This window comes from Gimesia maris, assembly GCF_008298035.1.
Taxonomy (GTDB): domain Bacteria; phylum Planctomycetota; class Planctomycetia; order Planctomycetales; family Planctomycetaceae; genus Gimesia; species Gimesia maris.
Window position 1 is genome coordinate 3,586,107 of sequence record NZ_CP042910.1, and the last position, 18,396, is coordinate 3,604,502.

Sequence of the window (18,396 nt, forward strand, 5' to 3'; positions counted from 1 at the left end):
AGCATTATGAATTTCAAAACAACATGAAAGGGGAGGAAAGTGAAACCAACGTTTAAGATACTTTGTGCTGTGGGAGCCATCATGATGATGACCTCAGCAGCCCAGGCGGGAAAGTGTCACTCGCAGCAGTGTTGCGTGAGTGCAGCCCCCTGTGTGAGCGGCTGTAATCCATGCGCGACGGTTGCATGTAAACCGGCCTGTAAAACAGTGGAACGCACGGTGATGGTGCCAGAAATGGTCACCGAAGTTCGTAAAGTCAACTGCACTGCCTATCGCACCGAAACGCGTCAGCGGGATGTCACAATCTACGAAAAAGTTCCTGAGATCAAAGAGGTGGAACATTCTTATACCGTGATGGTACCCGAAGTACGGACCCGCGAAGAAAAGTATGTGGTCTGCAAACCGGTCTGGCAGACTTCACAAAAGACATATACGGTCAATGTGCCTTATTATGAATCAAAAACCGGAGTCCGCCAGGTTAAGAAAACTTTCTGGAAGGATGTTGAGCAGGAATACATGGTCAACGTTCCCTACACCGAAAAACGGACAGCAACCCGCCAGGTTCAAAAAGTGGTCATGAAGGATGTGGTTCAGGAATACACGGTGAATGAACCTTACACAGTCAAGCGACAGGGAACGCGGACTGTGATGAAATGCGTCCCCGTGAAACAGTATCGCACCGTCTGTGAAGATCAGGGACACTGGGAAGACCGTCCCATCGAAACGGCCTGCCCTGCTCCGGCCTGTGGCAGTTGTGGAACCTGTGGCGGCTGCTGCCAGACAGCCTGTGCCCCTGTCTGCACACAGCGGGTCTGGGTTCCTAAGGTCGTACAGAAACAGGTCGAATACACTTCCTATCGTCAGGAATGCGATCAGGTCCCCTTTACCTATGAAGTTCAACTTTGCAAAGCGGTCAAGAAAACCAGAACGGTCAAAGTCTGTGAAACCGTCTGTGTACCCGAAAAATACACATACGATGTCCAGCTCTGCCGACAGGAAAAAAAGACACGCATGGTGAAAGTCTGCGAGGTCAAATGTGTTCCCCAGGAATACACCTACCAGGTGCAAAAGTGCCGACAGGAAACACGTACCTGTGATGTAAAGGTCTGCTCGCTGGTCAAAGAGGAAAAAACCCGTATGGTGAACTTCACTGTCTGCGTTCCTCAACAGAAAACCTGCACACGCAAAGTCACTGTTTACAAATGCGTACCCAAAGTCGTGCAGCAGTCTTATACTGTCTGTGTTCCATACACGGTACAGAAAGAAGTCCAGGTTCAGGTCTGTCGACAGGTTGCGAAGAAAATCGCCGTCCAGGTCCCTGACTGTGCTCCCTGTGCAACAGGTTGCTCTACCTGCAATTAACTTATGAATCAGGCTTTCTGATCCGGATTCATTTCAACGCTGATCAGCCTCATACTTTCGGGTATGAGGCTTTTTTTATAGACTGGATGCTGTGGCGCTTACAATACTATTTCAGCAATGAGAAGAGTGATGACAGAATCTGCATTGAATTCAAATCGACCAGAACGATTTCAGGACGAGTTTGATCGTCTGCTCCAGACCATTTCGAAACTGTCTGAAAACAGTGACTCTGAGTTGGCATGGCCAGCGGAAGCCTGGAATGCGATCACCCAGGCGGGAATTCTGGGCTGGAATATTCCCCGGGAATTCGGCGGAACCGATTTGAATTCCGTGGAGATGACCTACGGCTATATCAGGCTTGCTGAGGCCTGTCTGACGACGACTTTTATACTGACTCAGTTCAATGCAGCCTGTCAGCGGATTAACTGGTCCCAGGATCAGGAATTGAAATGGAGCGTATTTCAGGAACTGGCAGCGGGAGAAAAATTTGCCACGGTCGGAATTTCTCATCTGACCACTTCCAGGCAGCACTTGAGTAAACCGACCGTGACAGCAGAGAAAATCAACGAGGGCTGGAAACTGGATGGCTTCGTTCCCTGGGTGACGGGCGCCGTGAAAGCGGACTACATCATCACCGGTGGCGTATGTGAAGATAGAACCCAGATCCTGGCGCTGGTCCAGACCGATCACGCAGGGGTTGCCCCTCAACCGCCCATTGAAATGTTATCGATGACGGGCTCGCAAACCGGCGCGGTGAAACTCGATCAGGTCATTGTTCCTGAGCAGTATCTCATTGCAGGACCTGTCGAGAATGTGATGAAGCGGCCCGATGGTCAGGGAGGTGCCGGATCTTTGACGACTTCCGCCCTCGCGCTGGGAGTCGCCCGCAGAGCGATTGCAAAACTGGGTGAAGAGGCTGACAGACGACCCGATCTGATGGAAATCTATCGGCCCTTCCGTGCCGAGTGTGATGGCATCTGTACTGAAATGTTTGAGACCCTCCAGGCCGGAACTCTGAACGGCGGGTTCTCAGAGAAGATTCGCGGACAGTCGAACTCGCTGGTTTTACGTGCTTCCCAGGCATTACTCGCTGCGGTCAAAGGAGCCGGTTTTGTCAAAGGGCACCCCGCCGAGCGCGCCATTCGCGAGGCCATGTTCTTTCTGGTCTGGTCCTGTCCACAACCGGTGGTCCACGCCAATATGAAAGAGTTTGCCTGCGTGCTCGATTAGCCGCATGCTGACTCGCGGCCAATCACTTTTCGCCAGCGAGTGCTTCCGCGAGATTGATCACATGATCCCGCACGCGACGCAAGGCGTTCAGCGTCGATGTGTAAGAGACGTTGATATACGGGTCAACTTTTTCTGCCGACAGGTAATCCAGGTGTTCGCGCTGCAGCGTCTTGACTTTGTGCTTGATTTCGGTGCCTGAGCGAATCGTCGCAGAAACTACGTCGGTGTGAGACTGCTGATAGGCGGTGGTGACATGGTTCAGCTGCTTTTCGACCATCGTGAGCAGGTCCAGCAGTGAGTTATTATGGGTGTCATCAAAGACCCTGCCCTGCTTGTTTAGTTTGAGTCTGAATTTGGCAATTCGCTGCAGGTAATCGCTGATGGACTCGTATTCATCCGCCATACGCAACTGGCAGCGTCCTTTGGAAATCACATCCTGAGTCAGATCCATGGCGAGCAGATGGGTGATGTAGCTGGTTACTTCATCCTGCATCCGGTCGAGTTCTTCTTCATGTTGAAACAGCTTCTCGACATCATCGGGATCCGGTTTCTCCTGCGACAGGATCCGGTATAAAATCTGGGCCATTTCGTTGCAGAGCACACCCATCTTGATCACGGCACCCCGTGACTGATCAATGGCCAGCGCCGGTGTTTCCAGAATGCGGATATCCAGACTCTGCAGATGAGTGACTTCCTGAGGCTGATCTTTGACGATTCGTGTTAATAACGTGGCGATCATTCCGGAAAACGGCAGGAAGACGATCGTGTTGACAATATTGAACACCGAGTGGGTTGCGGCAATCGCCAGAGCCGCGTTGGGATAGATGGTTTCTCCATTTACGACGGCAGTCTGCGTCACATCGACATTAATGATCCAGGGAATAAACTGGACGTACCAGAAGAAGATGGTCGAAATCCAGATGACCCCGGATATATTAAAGAGAAAATGAAAATAAGCGGCGCGGCGGGCATTCGTGGTGGTTCCGATCGAAGCCAGCAATGCTGTGACGGTGGTGCCGATGTTTTCACCCAGAACCAGAGCGGCTGCCGTTTCAAAGGGAATCAATCCGGTTGTCGCCAGAGAGATCGTAATTCCCAGTGTGGCAGATGAGGATTGTACGAGTACCGTCAAAATACAGCCCGCGAGCATACACTGATACAAACCCACAAAAGAGTCAGCCTGAAATTGAAGAAACCAGGTCCGAAATTCCGGCATATCTTTGAGAAATGCACAGGCTTCCTTCATGAGTTGCAGGCCAAAAAAGACCATGCCGACGCCCATGATCGCCAAAGCGGTATAACGCACCTTTTCATTTTTGGAAAACAGATAGACAAACGCCGAAACACCCAGCATGGGCAGTCCGTACTTGCCGATTTTCAGCACCAGAATCCAGCCTGTCACCGTAGTCCCGATATTGGCACCCATGATGACGCCAATCGCCTGAGTCAGAGACATCAGCCCCCCATTCACGAACCCGACGGTCATGACGGTGGTTACAGAACTGGACTGGACTAAGATGGTGACCAGGAATCCGACGAAAGTCGCCAGGATTCGGTTATTGGTGACGGCACCGATCAGCCGCCGCAAACTGGCGCCGGCAATCGATTGAAGCCCCTGGGACATGTATTTCATTCCCAGGAGGAAGATCCCCAGACCTCCAATGAGGGTGGTCGTCATTTCAAACATTGTGTCTCTGAACCTATCGTATTGGTGTTTACCCCCAAAGAATCTGACCGGGGCAACTGGAAGGTGTTCATATGAATTGGATTGTGTTAAGATTGTGCTTATTTATTGTGAAGAACTGTTAATAATACAAGGGTCCGAACGGACTGTCTTTCAAGACAGAACTAAAATTATGGGGCTGATCCTTGTGTGTTGGAGTCTCTGACGGTAAATCAGTTCATAGACCGTTCTGAGACTGGTTCACGCCACGACAGGCCGAGGAACAGGGAAACCTGTTCAGGTATCAGAAAAATGAGCCCCCGTAGCTCAATTGGATAGAGTGCTGGCTTCCGAAGCCAGAGGTTGCTGGTTCGAGCCCAGCCGGGGGTAATTTCGCTTTAGTGTGTCTTTGATGCACGTATTACCGATCCATAACGCCATTCTAATTAGAGGGACAGGTCAAATAAAAAAATCAATGACCTGACACCTTTTATCTCTTCAGTTGCTATCCCCCACTTTTGACATTCAATAGTAATGATGGCATTGATGTTGTACCGTCTTTTGAAATGACAACGTACGGCTGGCCTCGACGCCAGTATGTCCGATTGAACCTGGATTTCGGATCGGGCATCAAGTGATACTGATACCGTCCAGGAGTTAAAGGCCTGTCAGAATGAGCAATACCAGTTTCGTCAGTAACGAAACTGAAAAATCCACCATCACCTCCATCAGGACCGATCAACGTCATACCAACAATTACGTTTGAGACAGGTTTATCACGGTCAGCAGAAAGTACCTTTGCTATCGGAGGGCCGCTGGCGTTCGTCTGCTGTCGTAAAACATCCTCGTAATACTTTGCGTGCCGATTCTGGATTTCCAGCTGCTTTACATGCCGCAGAGCAAAGAAGATTGATATCAGGACCAGTGAGGCGAGAAGACAGGCTACAATTTTACGTCGAGTTTTCAGTATGTTCATTGCATTGATCCCAATATTGCTCCTGATGGACAGAATCTGGCTCAGATCAGCTCTTTGATCGGTGCCCCGTGGGGCAGGATGGGCATGGGGCGGCCGCTGAGGTCGAGGAACTCGTGGTTCTGGTCGATGCCCAGGAAGTGATAGACGGTTGCCAGCAGGTCATTCGGATCGAGCTTGTTGTCTTTGGCGTATTCCCCTTTGGCGGTCGTTGAGCCGATCACCTGTCCCATCGGAGCGCCGCCACCTGAGACCAGAACGGACATCGCACCCGGCCAGTGATCGCGGCCTGGCTGCATCACCTTGCTTTTCGTTCCTGGTTGAACAGTGATACGAGGCGTGCGACCGAATTCACCTGAGACGACCAGCATGACTTTTTTGTCGAGCCCGCGGCTGTAGATATCTTCAATCAAAGCTGCGACAGCCCGGTCAAAATGGGGCATCCGCACGCCCAGATCATAATACAGGTCACCGTTGATCGCGTGAATATCCCAGTTACCATGGATGCGGTTTTTCTGTGTGCCGGGTACATCCGGGTTATTCATATACATGGTGACAAAGCTGGTACCCGCTTCGACCAGTCTTCGCGCGAGTAATGCACGCTGGCCCCATTTGTGGCGGCCGTATCGGTCCCGGGTGGCATCGCTCTCCTGTGACAGATCGAAGGCTTCGCGGGCTTTGTCACTGGTCAGCATTCCCAGCGCCTGCTCATTGATGTTGTCCATCGCCTGCATGGAACCATGCAGGTCGACGTCTCGGCGGAAATGATCAAAGGACTTGAGTAGCCCCAGTCGGTCATCAAGGCGGTCCTTGACACTATTGGAAACAGACAGGTTGGGTACTGTGTAACCCGGGGCGCCCGGATTACCGCCCACGACAAACGGCATGGCAGATTCACCAAGATAGGCACTGCCTCCTCCATAGGCGCGGGGAGAACTGGCGACATAGTTGGGCACGCCCACACGACGCTGTTCACGCATTTTGGCGACGATCGGTCCCACGGTCGGAAACTCAGAGACCGGATCGACGCTCTGTGTTTTACGACCGCTCAGAAAACGGACCGAACCACGCGCATGCTGTGAATCTTCATGAGAAATCGAACGGATAATCGAAAATTTGTCGGCAACCTTCGCATGCTGAGGCAGCAGTTCACAAATCTCCATTCCAGGTGTATTCGTCGCGATCGGGTTGAGTTGTCCGCGGTAATCGCTGGGGGCATTCGGTTTCATGTCATACGTTTCCATATGACTGGGACCACCCAGCAGCCAGATGAAAATCACTGCGGTGTCTTCCCGGTTCCCTGCCTGGGGATTGAGTGAGTTGGCCAGCACTCGCTGACGCAGCAGATCGGCGAGTCCCAGTCCCCCCAGCGCCATGTAACCGGCTTCCAGAAAACTGCGTCGTGACAGCGGACCGGGACAGTAAACAGAACGGTCAGCACTCATGGAGTTACCTCTGGCATGCGGAAACGGGCAGGAAAATCAAATGACTTCAAGGAGATCCTGGGGAAATTCTGAAGCAGGAATTTCGCAGGATTATTAAGTTTTGATTCTAGCCAGATGGAAGGTGACACACAAGTGGGGATTGATGCGTTCGCTGTTTTCCTGCAGATTTGCAGCTCTGAATCCCTTCCCCACAGGCGCGCAGACTGAGCCTGTCGGGGAGTACTGGAACGTTATCAGGAGGCAATTCCGAGGAGTCGGTGGGCGTATTCAGTTGTGGCAGGATGTCAGAAGATTTCAGGCGTGCCGTTCCGTCCGGACAGGGGCAGGAAAGCGCGGGGCGCTTCCTCCGGCTGTCCGATTCTATGGAACCGACTCAGGAAATCGTGCCACAAAAAGCGAGAGAAAACTGTGAGTTTTCCCGGGTTGTCTCCTGAGTGGAAACTTCCTGTGTCACCGTCTGCTTGGCATACTCGGGACGGGAAATCTGAATCTCCCGTGGAGCGGCGATGCCGATGCGGACGGCTCCTTTTTTGGTATCCAGAATGGTGATCTGGATGTTGTCGCCAATTTGAATCGTTTCGTTGACTTTGCGGGATAAGACCAACATTTGTAGACTCCTTCTAATCAATGTGGAACTGTACTGTAATGGGTACGTGAAACAAGCTTGTGGATTGCCTGCAGTGGGGCTCGGAACGGTTCGATTTTGCAATCGTGGGGTCGTTCCGCTTGTTACCGAAATTTTCTCAGGTTCGGTAGGTAGAATCAGGCAACCAAGGGCATTATTGAGCTAGTTGTTCAACTCAATTCAGCAGTAATTTGCTGTTGTGTCTCTCAATATTTAACTATGCGCTCGCACCTCCAGCGGCGAGCATGCGGCCGGCACCTGCCGGGCAAGTAGTTGATTGCTGGCGCAAAATTTAGCTGTTACTCTTTTTTTATGCAATACCAGTTTTTACTTTTTTACAAAATTATTGGTTCTGGTACAGGTTTCATTCAATCCAGGCTTCACTGATAGTACGAAAGTGATTTCCTGAAAGCATTTTAGAATGAATTGAATCTGTCTGTTCTTTTTTGCATTCTCTGCTCCGGGGAAATACAATGCAGTGGATGACTGAGCCTGTTTGAGCGCTTCCGGTTTCTTAAATACAGACTTCCCTGCTTTTACTGATCTGAATCAACGGGGGGATGTCTGGTGAAAATCGGATCCAGGCTGAAGCAATTCCTTTTGAAGGGAAACAGGAAATGATCGGATGCCAGAAAGGGACCGCAAGGTTCTGCGACAGACAGGTGATTTTGATCCTGTCTGGTTTGATGCTGATATTACTGCTGCCGCCGGTCTTTTCAGCGGGGGCTGATCCAGCAGAACCGATCGTTGCCCGCCACCCCGATGTTTCGGAGTCAACCGGCACCGGGCTGAGCCTGTCGGCAGAAGCACTCGCGGAGCAGGCGAAGTCCTCTGTTGTTGCCGTCTCATTTGCAGGCCGCGATGGACAGCAGGCCGGACTGGGAACCGGCTTTGTGATCAGCGCCGATGGTCTGATCGCGACGAATCTGCATGTGATCGGCGAGGCACGGCCCATCTCCGTGCAGTTTATGGACGGTAAGAAATATGATGTCAAAGAGGTGCACGCAACCGATCGACAGATGGATCTGGCTGTGCTCAAGGTTGATGCGGAAGATTTGACGCCGTTACCTCTGGCGGAACCCGATTCTTTGAAACAGGGCGCGGAAGTCATCGCGCTGGGGAATCCGCAAGGCTTACGTTATAGTGTTGTCAAAGGAGTTAATTCGGGAACCCGGGAAATCGACGGCAAACCCATGATTCAACTGGCGATTCCAATCGAACCGGGAAACAGTGGTGGTCCGGTTCTGGATGCACAGGGATACGTCCAGGGAATTGTGACATTAAAATCTGCAGTCACGCGGAATCTGGGTTATGCGGTAAATATCAGCGCGCTCAAAGTCCTGCTGGAAAAGCCAAACCCGGTTCCCATGAACCGCTGGTTGACGATTGGTACGCTTGACGAGCGGCATTGGAAACCCTTATTCGGCTCGCGCTGGCGACAGCGTGCCGGTCGCATCATGGTAGAAGGTTTCGGAAACGGATTAGGCAGTCGTTCCCTGTGCGTTTCGCAGGAAGATCTTCCCGCGCTCCCTTACGAAATTGCAGTGGAAGTCAAGCTGGATGACGAGTCCGGTGCTGCAGGACTGATTTTTTACTCGGATGAAAACACGAAGCATTATGGTTTTTATCCCAGTAACCAGAGTTTACGGATCAGCCGCTTTGATGGTTCTGATGTGTTTTTGTGGCGGGTACTGGAAGAGAAGAAATCCAATTCGTATCGCGAAGGAGAATGGAATCAGCTCAAAGTCCGCCTGGAAACCGACCGGATACTCTGTTTTGTGAATGATGAGCAGATTTTCGAAATAAAAGACCAGCGTTATACACAGGGGAAGGCTGGTCTGGCCAAGTTCCGGAACACGGTGGCTGCGTTTCGAGGGTTTCAGGTAGCTCGCGAGATTGCTCCCTACCGCCCTTCCAAAGAAACCGCACAGAAAATTCTCGATCTGACAGAAGATCTGCGCGTGGACCGTCCTCCTCACGCTGAGTTGATTGAAGAAGTTGTCAAAGAAACGGATGAGAAACGGGCACAGCAGGCATTACAGGAGCGGGCGCGGTTACTTACGAAACAGGCGGAGCGTCTGCAGCAACTGGCGCAGTCAATTCATGAACGAGTCGTGCGGGATGATCTACAGCAGCTGTTCAAAAAGCAGAAGGAGTCAGAAATCGATTTACTGACAGCTGCATTGCTGGTCGCGCGGCTGGACAATGCGGAAGTGGAAGTGAAAACCTATCTCAACCAGGTCGCCGGCATGGCAAATGAGATTCAGAAAACGCTGCCCGCCGATGCGAGTCCTAAAGTGAAGCTCAAGGCACTCAACGATTATCTGTTCCAGGAAACCGGTTTTCATGGAAGCCGTACAAATTATTACAGCCGTTCCAACAGCTATATCAATGAAACCATTGAGGATCGCGAAGGACTCCCGATCACACTGGCGATTCTGTATATGGAACTGGGAAGCAAGCTGGGACTCGACATTGAAGGCGTCGGGTTACCCGGGCATTTCGTAGTCCGAGTGAACTCAACCGCAGAAAAAGGAGAGCTGGTTGACGTCTTTGAGCGTGGCGAAGTGGTGAGCGAAGATGCCGCCAGGGCAATCATTGTTTCCGCAAACAGTGGTCGCTTTGATGAAGAGTTTCTGAAAGCGCAGCCCAAAAAGGAAATCATCAAACGCATGCTGCGGAACCTGTTAAATCTGGCGCGGGATGATGAGGACGTCCAGGCCATGCTGCGCTATGTCGAGACGATGATCGCCATCGATGAAGATCTACTGCAGGAACGCTGGCTGCGGGCGGTGTTGCGTTATCAGACAGGACGGATTACCGAAGCGATGGCCGATGCGGATTTCCTGCTGGAAAAATCGCCCGAAGGTTTTGATCTGCGGCGTATCCAGGAATTTCGTGATTATCTGGAAACTGTGAAATCAACTGAATAATCTGAATGGCCAGGTTGTTTGAGATAAGATTGGAGCGATGAATTGAACTGGATGAAACCGGGAGTATGCCTGTTGGCGCTGATGGTCGAGGTTCCATTGATCTTTGCCGCTCATCCCCTTGCCGCACCCCGGCGTACGAGCCTCACCAATCCCCAAATCAAATATCAGCTGACAGACCAGCACACGGTCACACTCAGGCGGGGAAATGTGACGGCGATCATTGTCGATAATGCTGCCGTTGATACAAAAGCACTGCCCGGCCATCGCGCCGGTTATAATGGAGTGGCTTCGCTTAAATATACCGGACAGGATGAGAATCTGTTTGTCCCTGCCCTGGCTGGTTTGAACTTCGAACACATTCATGATGGCACACCGGATCTCAAAGAAAAATTTGAGCCGCGCAAATTTCCGATGCAGTTGCGGATCATCTCTGCAGACACTGTGGAGTTGTATCAGCCTCCCACGGAGAACTGGAAGCTGGAAAGCTGCGGTCGTTACCAGATACTGGAAGACGGGACTCTGGAGTATACGTTCGAATGTATCCCGCACGCCGATCTGTTTAAAAACGGATATATTGGTCTGTTCTGGGCCAGTTATATTCAGGCTCCCGAAGATTGCCGCATCCACTTCTATGGGAAACCGGTAAAGCAATTGAATCAATCGGAAACGCTGCTCCACGCGCGAACTCCCTCGCATGGAGTTGACAGCACACATCCCCCTGCACACGGGGCTTTCTTTCCGGAGCTGGCCGCGAACTTTCCTTTAACCCTGGTGAATCATCCGTCTGCTTACCGGTATTCCCAGCCATGGTACTATGGTATTCGTGATAATTATTCCTATACTCAACTCTTCAGAGACCGTGATCAGATCTGGTTCGCGCAGTCACCTACCGGAGGCGGAGGCAAAAATCCCGCCTGGGATTTTCAGTGGTTTATTCCGGATTATCAGCCAGGCGAAGCTTACGGGTTTGTGATGCGGGCGCATTATGCGCCGTGGTCTGATCATGCAACGTTACAAAAATCGGTTCAAAAACATTTATCTGCTTTAGCACAGGATTAATTGTCCCTGATTTTTTTCAGGGAGACAATCTGGTTTCAGGATGCAGCCAGTCTTGTACCTATCAGGCATGGATTGAAAATAGAATGAGAAAAATCGGCTCCCTTCCTTCCGGGCAGCAGGCAAAGCTATTCGAAGACTATCTGCTTACTACAGGTGTGGAAATCAAGGTTGAACAGTCAGTCGACCAGTGGTCGATCTGGGTCTATGATGAAGATCAGATCGAACACGCCAAACAGGAACTGCAGGAGTTTTCTGCAAATCCTGACGCCGAAAAATTTCAGGGCGCTACCCGAAAAGCGGAAGCCATCCGTGAATCGAAAATCAAAAAAGTCGCGGACAGCGCCCGCAAACAGGTGAATGTCCGCGATACCTGGAATCAGCCTTTCACTAGCCGCTGTCCGGTGACATCGTTGCTGATTGGCGTCTCCGTGGTCGTCTATCTGTTTATGCAGACTAATGAGTATGGAGGACAGATCAGGCAGGCTTTAAGTATCAGCTCATTTCAAACGTCAGGTAATATGATCCGCTACAGCCCTTATCTGCTGGATATTCGCGAGGGTGAAGTCTGGCGGCTGGTGACACCGATATTTATTCATTTTCGTGGCACCGGGGGGCTACCTCTGCATTTGTTATTTAACTGTTTTATGACATATCAACTGGGGGGCGCGATAGAAGGGAATCGTGGCAGTACCAAGCTGCTTTTACTTGTATTACTGGCAGCGATTCCATCTAATCTGGCTCAGTTTTACTGGGCGGGGCCAAGCTTTGGTGGTCTATCGGGCGTCGTCTATGGGATGTTCGGTTATATGTGGATGAAAAGTAAATTCGATCCTCAATCTTCTTTTTATGTTCCCCCCAACATGGTCGTGATTCTGATTGGCTGGTTTTTTCTCTGTATGACCGGCGCGATGGGCTCCGTTGCCAACATGGCGCATGCGGGCGGTCTGGGAATGGGAATGCTGATTGGAGTCGGCACCACGTTTTTAAAGCAGGCCGGTAAATCGAAATGATCTGAGTGAATTCTCGGAGTCAGTGATTGTTGCCTCTTCGGGAATCGCCTATAATTCGAACAATGAATTGAAGATGCTGTTGAGTTAAGGACTGACTAAATTGCTGACCCTCTCTAGTGGAGCGAAATATCGGATGATGAATCGACAAAAATGGAGTTTAACCGCAGGGGTATTTTTCGTAATGAGCTTTGCTTCCCAATCATTTCTGACAGCCGCTGATGCACCTGCCCCACCGGAAAAAATTCGGACTGTAGAAGGCATTACCGAGTATTCTCTGGCGAACGGCATGAAAGTACTGCTGTTTCCGGATGCCTCCAGCCCCAAAGTGACCGTGAATCTGACATTACTGGTCGGTTCTCGACATGAAGGCTACGGCGAAACCGGAATGGCGCACCTGCTCGAGCACATGTTGTTCAAGGGGACGCCCACCCATCAGAATATTCCCAAGGAACTGCAGGCCCGTGGCGCCCAGTTCAACGGAACCACCTGGTATGACCGTACCAATTACTACGAAACACTGCCGGCAACCGAGGACAACCTGGAATTCGCGCTGAAGATGGAAGCCGATCGCATGATGAACAGTTATGTGAAAGCCGAAGATCTGGCCTCGGAGATGACAGTGGTCCGTAACGAATTCGAACGGGGCGAAAACAGCCCGTCGCGCATGCTGATGCAGAAAGTGATGTCTTCCGCATTTGAATGGCATAACTACGGGAAATCGACCATTGGTAACCGGGCTGACATCGAACGTGTGCCCATAGACCGTCTGAAAAGCTTCTACAAAAAATATTATCAGCCCGATAATGCAGTTTTAATTGTGGCCGGAAAGTTTGATACCGACGAAGCGCTGAAGCTGATCAACAAATATTTTGGTACGATCCCCAAACCGGAACGAAAACTGGATAAGACCTATACCGAAGAGCCTCCGCAGGAAGGCGAGCGCATCGTAACGCTGCGGCGGATTGGTGAAGTTCCCGTTGTTGGAGTGGTTTATCACATTCCGGCAGCCGCTCACAAAGACATGGCTGCCATTGACGTTTTGGAATCAACACTGACTGATGATCCTTCAGGCGTCTTGTATCAGGCCCTTGTGAAGACGAAAAAGGCATCCAGCGTTTCCGGATCTCTGTTTGCATTACACGATCCCGGCGTACTGCGACTGATGGTCGAAGTTGTCAAAGGCAATGATCCACAGGTCATTCTGGGGATCATGTTTGATACGCTGCAGACCGTCAGGGAAAAAGGAATTCCCGCCGAAGACGTGACCCGCGCCAAAGAGAAACTGCTGAAACAGTACGAACAGGCAGAAAATAACAGTTCGCGGCTGGCAGTCGAACTGTCGGAATGGGTTTCGATGGGAGACTGGCGTTTGCGATTTCTCTATCGGGATGCTCTGGAAAAAGTGACTCCCGAAGATGTCAAACGAGTCGCGGATGAATACCTGAAAGAAAATAATCGAACCGTGGGGATTTTTGTGCCCGTGGAAGAAAGCCAGAAGGTCACGATCCCGCAGATTGATGATGTCGCAAAAATGATTGGCGACTACCAGGGACGGGAAACGGTTGCGAAGGGAGAAGACTTTGACGTATCTCCTGAGAATATCAATAAACGCACGACTGTCAAAACTCTGTCCGGTGGTGTGAAAGTTGCCTTGCTCTCCAAAAAGACTCGCGGCGAAGAAGTCAATCTGAATATGACGCTCCGCTACGGGGACCTGCAAAGCCTGCAGGGCAAAAAGACCGCCAGCGAATTTCTACCTGCTGTGATGAAGCGAGGGACGAAGAATCGGACTCGTCAGCAGATTGAAGACGAACTCAATAAACTGCGTGCCCAGTTGAGCATTTCCGGTTCACCCGGCGAAATCAATGTTGCAATCAAAACACGCAGCGAGAGTCTCTCCAGCGTGTTAAGTATTCTCAAGGAAATTCTCCGCGAGCCAACCTTGCCGGAAACCGAACTGGATGTGCTGAAATCGCAGCAGATTGCGACTCTGGAAAAGCAGAAAACCGATCCCCAGTCACGGGCGATTCTTTCGGTGCGAAGTCAACTTCGTCCCTACCCGGAATCAGATCCCCGCTATGTGCCGACGATAGAACAGGAAATTGAGCGGATCAAAGCATTGTCACAGAGCGATCTGCAATCGCTGTATGAAAACTTTATCGGCGGCTCCGTCGGCGAGATTGCCGTCGTCGGCGATTTCTCGGAAGACGAGGTATATGCCCAACTGGGATCCATGCTGGATGACTGGAAGTCACCTGCTCCCTACAAGCATATTCCCGCGGAACCGCATGCGATTCCCGGAAAACTGACTGAAATTATCATTCCTGACAAAGCAAATGCGTTCTACTTTGGCGGTCTGACGTTTCCTATGAACAGCAATTCCCCCGAGTATCCCGATCTGATCGTGGCTGGCTCGGTGCTGGGCTCCAGCGGACTTTCATCACGCCTGGGAGATCGTGTCCGGCAGAAAGAAGGTCTGGCGTATGGTGTCGGGGCGTTCATTCACGCGGACAATGTTGACTCCCGCGGTTCCATTTCCCTGTATGCCAGCTGTAATCCGGACAACATGGAAAAGGTAGAAACCGCCATTAAGGAAGAGCTGGCTTTGCTGATCTCGAAAGGCATTACAGCAGAAGAACTGGCCAATGCTCAGAAAGGATATCTGGAACAGCAGGAAGTTTCCCGTACCAGCGATTCTTCTCTGGCTTCCATCCTGGCGACCAATCTGTTTGCGAATCGGGACATGACTTACTATTCCGAACTGGAAACAAAAGTCAACGCGGTGACTGCGGATGCTGCCCGGCAGGCGTTCGCAAAATATATCGATCCCGCGAATCTGATCATTACTGTTTCTGGAAGTCTGAAACAGTAATTTCTTCCAGCAATCCATTCCCCCGGACTGTTTCTGTTCGGGGGAATGGCTGGATTTCTTCCCGGACGTGATTCCCTCACATCCTGATCTGCGCTGGCTTTGTATTCGCTCCCAGCAGTCGTACACCTGCGTTTTGCAGATCCGTAAACTCATCCGTCCATCAATCAACGTTGCTTGATTCTCAACTGACAACTGGTTACCTTGGTCCTTTCAACGTTACAACAAAGTATTCTAAAGTAACTTAATTAAACCTTGGTATAGCAAGAGTTTGCAATGACAGAAGAAGCAGCAAATTCCCGAATTGAACAAGATCGTCAACTGATTCTGGACGCCAAAGAACGTGGCACCGGTGCCAAGATTCTGGCATATACCAGACTCTCGGGCCCCGGCTGGTTGCAGAGTGCGATTACCCTGGGCGGTGGTTCGCTGGCAGGTGGCCTCTATCTGGGAATTCTCTCGGGTTATCACCTGATGTGGTTGCAGCCCGTGGCGATGATTATGGGCGTTGTCATGTTGAGTGCCATCGGTTATGTGGCCCTCTCAACTAAAGAGCGTCCGTTTGCTGCGATTAATAATCATATCAACCCGGTGCTGGGTTGGGGCTGGGCGATTGCGACTCTGATGGCGAATCTGGTCTGGATTATGCCTCAGTATGCGTTAGGGACAGCCGCCCTGCAGCAGAATCTGGCGCCTGAATTTTTTGGTGACGCAAAGAATGGTCTTATCTCAGCGGTAGCAGTCCTGTTTGTGATCTCGGCAATTGTCATTTGGTTTTACGATTCCGGCGGATGGGGCATCAAGCTGTTTGAAGCGATCCTGAAAATTCTGGTGGGAATCGTCGTGCTCTGTTTCTTCGGCGTTGTTCTCAAAATGAGTTTCTCCACGAATGATCTGGACTGGGGAAAAATTCTGGCCGGCTACATTCCGAACTTCAGTCTGTTTAGCAATCCTTCACCTGAGTTTTCCGATGTACTGGCGCAGGCTGGCGGTTATGCCGAGTATTGGAAGAACCTGATTGTCGGGAAACAACAACAGGTGATGATTACCGCTGCCGCGACCGCGGTCGGGATCAACATGACCTTCCTGCTCCCCTACTCCATGCGGGCCAAAGGCTGGGATAAAGATTTTCGCGGCCTGGCCATGTTCGACCTGGCGACCGGGTTATTTATCCCATTCGTCCTGGCCACCAGTTGTGTTGTGATTGCAGCGGCCTCACAGTTCCATGCCCAACCGGCTGCCGGCCTGGTAGGAGAAACCAATGCTAAAGGCCAGGTTGTGGATGCAGAAGGCGAGGTCATTGTACCGGATCCTAATTTGCACGGACAATTCAACAAGCTGCTGGACAGCCGCATCAAATCGGAAGTTTCTTCTGAAGAATGGGATAAACTGCAGCAGGCAGACAACACGGCAGCCCTGCAGGCGAAACGTAATGATCTGCCTCTGCCCGAACGTACCCTGGCAGCGATGCTGGTTAACCGGGATGCATTCCAGTTAGCGGCGGCACTCAAACCACTGGCCGGGGCTACGGTTTCACAGGTTGTCTTCGGTCTGGGCGTTGTCGCGATGGCTATATCGACGATCATCATTCTGATGTTGATCAACGGCTTTGTATTCTGCGAAATGCTGGGCGTTGAACCGCGGGGCACATTCCACCGTATTGGCTGTTTTATGCCAGCGCTTACTGGTGTGGCAGGGCCTTTTATCTGGGGCGATTCAGATGCGAAAGCCTGGTTGGCCGTGCCGACGTCGATGTTCGGGATGGTGCTGCTGCCGATCGCTTATGCGACATTCTTCTTCATGATGAACTCTCCGAAAATTCTGGGAGAGCGGATGCCTACCGGAGGCAAACGTGTGGCGTGGAACCTGGCGATGGGCATTTCCACACTGTTGGCGACCTTCGGATGTGTCTGGAGTATTAAATCCAGTGCATTCGCTACTTATGGTTTTGTGGCTCTGGGAGTCTTTATCGGTCTCGCCATTATTGTGCATTTCATACGCGGGAATACGAGTTCGGCACCACCGGCGGCCGGTGAATAACTTCAGAGGCAGCCGGTCCGGGCAACTGTATAGGAATTCCAGAGCGTATCATATTTCACTATGGCGTCTCTCAGCGGTCCCAATGACCCTGGAGACGCTATAGTAAAGTCTATTGCAGTTGTACCCGGTTCTCAGCGTCATGGTCGTTCTTCTTGCTGAAGAATATCTTTGAAGGACGGACCCGTAGTTTCTGCGCCCAGAAACGCGCGAGAACAGCCAGAGTACCCATGCCGTATTTCATACAGCGCTTGAAGTTGATGCTGGATGCTTCGGGAAAGTAGCGGACGGGGACAGGAATATCACCCACCCGGAATTGAAAGTAGACAGACTGCGCAAGCAGCTGGCTGTCAAAGACAAAGTCATCGGAATTCTGTTCAAAGGGAATGGTTTCGAGGACTTCTCTGCGATAGGCACGGAAGCCACTGTGGAAGTCGCCCAGATTCTGTCCCAGCGCGATATTTTCAGTAATCGTCAGCAGGCGATTGGCCAGATATTTCCAGGCAGGCATGCCACCTGCCAGCGCTTCCTGTCTGGTGCGGATGCGAGACCCCAGAACAATGTCGCAGATCCCCAGCCTCAGCAGCTGGATGGCGATTCCTACAACCCGACTGTCGTACTGGTAGTCGGGATGCAGCATGACTATATATTCTGCACCATGCTCCAGCGCATACTGATAACAGGTCTTCTGGTTTCCTCCATACCCCCGGTTTTCTTTATGTTTCACGACAGTCAGACCGTGCCGCAATGCCAGGTCGACCGTGCCATCGGTGCTGCCGTCATCAACAAGAATGATTTCGTCAACCACTTCTGCAGGCAGGTCGGTTAAGGTTTTTACCAGGGTCGTTGCTGCATTGTAAGCCGGCATCACCACGATGGTTTTCCCTTGCGGAAAACAGCTGCGTTCAATTTCTTCCAGCAGGGGTTCCAGGTTGTGGAACTGTGACATCGACTCGGCACTGTCAGGTGCCATGACCGGACTGGATGGAGTGGTTTTAGATTCTGTATTTTCCAGTGATGTCTGCACGGGGCTCTCCGAATGTAACGACGTAGAAATGCGTGCTCTTTAAGCAGAGCATATTCAATTTCAAGAATAGCTCAGGTTTGAAAGGCTGGGGACGTTGGACTCGCAACCATAAGAGGTGAGCGCAGTATTGTCTGCAGCAGAGCGCTGCCTGTATCGGCTGTAG

Annotated in this window: 11 protein-coding genes and 1 tRNA gene; 8 read left to right on the forward strand and 4 right to left on the reverse strand. The window is 51.3% G+C overall.

Annotated features, from left to right (window positions below):
* The first annotated feature begins 39 nt into the window (after positions 1-39).
* Both GmarT_RS13265 and GmarT_RS13270 read left to right on the forward strand, forming a co-directional pair.
* On the forward strand, positions 40-1,362 hold the full coding sequence (locus tag GmarT_RS13265) for a hypothetical protein (protein ID WP_149302826.1): 1,323 nt from the start codon (positions 40-42) through the stop codon (positions 1,360-1,362).
* Positions 1,363-1,491: 129 nt separating this feature from the next.
* Positions 1,492-2,592 (forward strand): acyl-CoA dehydrogenase family protein, encoded by a 1,101-nt coding sequence (locus GmarT_RS13270; RefSeq protein WP_002649404.1) that lies wholly within the window; start codon positions 1,492-1,494, stop codon positions 2,590-2,592.
* A gap of 22 nt (positions 2,593-2,614) precedes the next feature.
* Here the strand turns inward: GmarT_RS13270 and GmarT_RS13275 are convergent, their stop codons facing one another.
* Positions 2,615-4,270, reverse strand: a complete 1,656-nt coding sequence (locus GmarT_RS13275; protein WP_044240358.1) for a Na/Pi cotransporter family protein — start codon at positions 4,268-4,270, stop codon at positions 2,615-2,617.
* A 301-nt stretch (positions 4,271-4,571) separates the two neighbouring features.
* Here GmarT_RS13275 and GmarT_RS13280 point away from each other — a divergent pair.
* Positions 4,572-4,645 (forward strand) — tRNA-Arg (locus tag GmarT_RS13280).
* A 627-nt stretch (positions 4,646-5,272) separates the two neighbouring features.
* Here GmarT_RS13280 and GmarT_RS13285 read toward each other — a convergent pair.
* The gene (locus tag GmarT_RS13285; protein ID WP_002649401.1) at positions 5,273-6,673 is read right to left on the reverse strand and encodes a DUF1501 domain-containing protein; all 1,401 of its coding nucleotides are present in this window, start codon (positions 6,671-6,673) and stop codon (positions 5,273-5,275) included.
* Positions 6,674-7,046: 373 nt separating this feature from the next.
* A complete protein-coding gene (gene csrA, locus GmarT_RS13290; protein ID WP_002649400.1) occupies positions 7,047-7,280 on the reverse strand; it encodes a carbon storage regulator CsrA in 234 nt (77 codons plus the stop codon).
* Between the two features lie 578 nt (positions 7,281-7,858).
* Between csrA and GmarT_RS13295 the strand changes: the two genes are divergently transcribed.
* The 5 genes from GmarT_RS13295 (at position 7,859) to GmarT_RS13315 (ending at position 17,209) form a co-directional block, all read left to right on the forward strand.
* Positions 7,859-10,231, forward strand: coding sequence for a transglutaminase family protein (locus GmarT_RS13295; protein ID WP_002649399.1), 2,373 nt, complete (start codon positions 7,859-7,861; stop codon positions 10,229-10,231).
* A 51-nt stretch (positions 10,232-10,282) separates the two neighbouring features.
* Positions 10,283-11,290, forward strand: coding sequence for a hypothetical protein (locus GmarT_RS13300; protein ID WP_002649398.1), 1,008 nt, complete (start codon positions 10,283-10,285; stop codon positions 11,288-11,290).
* An 83-nt stretch (positions 11,291-11,373) separates the two neighbouring features.
* Positions 11,374-12,300, forward strand: a complete 927-nt coding sequence (locus GmarT_RS13305) for a rhomboid family intramembrane serine protease (protein WP_002649397.1) — start codon at positions 11,374-11,376, stop codon at positions 12,298-12,300.
* A 181-nt stretch (positions 12,301-12,481) separates the two neighbouring features.
* A complete protein-coding gene (locus GmarT_RS13310) occupies positions 12,482-15,172 on the forward strand; it encodes a M16 family metallopeptidase (protein WP_002649396.1) in 2,691 nt (896 codons plus the stop codon).
* A 273-nt stretch (positions 15,173-15,445) separates the two neighbouring features.
* Positions 15,446-17,209 (forward strand): divalent metal cation transporter, encoded by a 1,764-nt coding sequence (locus tag GmarT_RS13315; RefSeq protein WP_002649395.1) that lies wholly within the window; start codon positions 15,446-15,448, stop codon positions 17,207-17,209.
* 109 nt (positions 17,210-17,318) lie between these two features.
* On the opposite strand, the gene GmarT_RS13320 is transcribed toward GmarT_RS13315, so the two are convergent.
* Positions 17,319-18,233, reverse strand: coding sequence for a glycosyltransferase family 2 protein (locus tag GmarT_RS13320; RefSeq protein ID WP_002649394.1), 915 nt, complete (start codon positions 18,231-18,233; stop codon positions 17,319-17,321).
* Positions 18,234-18,396 lie beyond the last annotated feature (163 nt).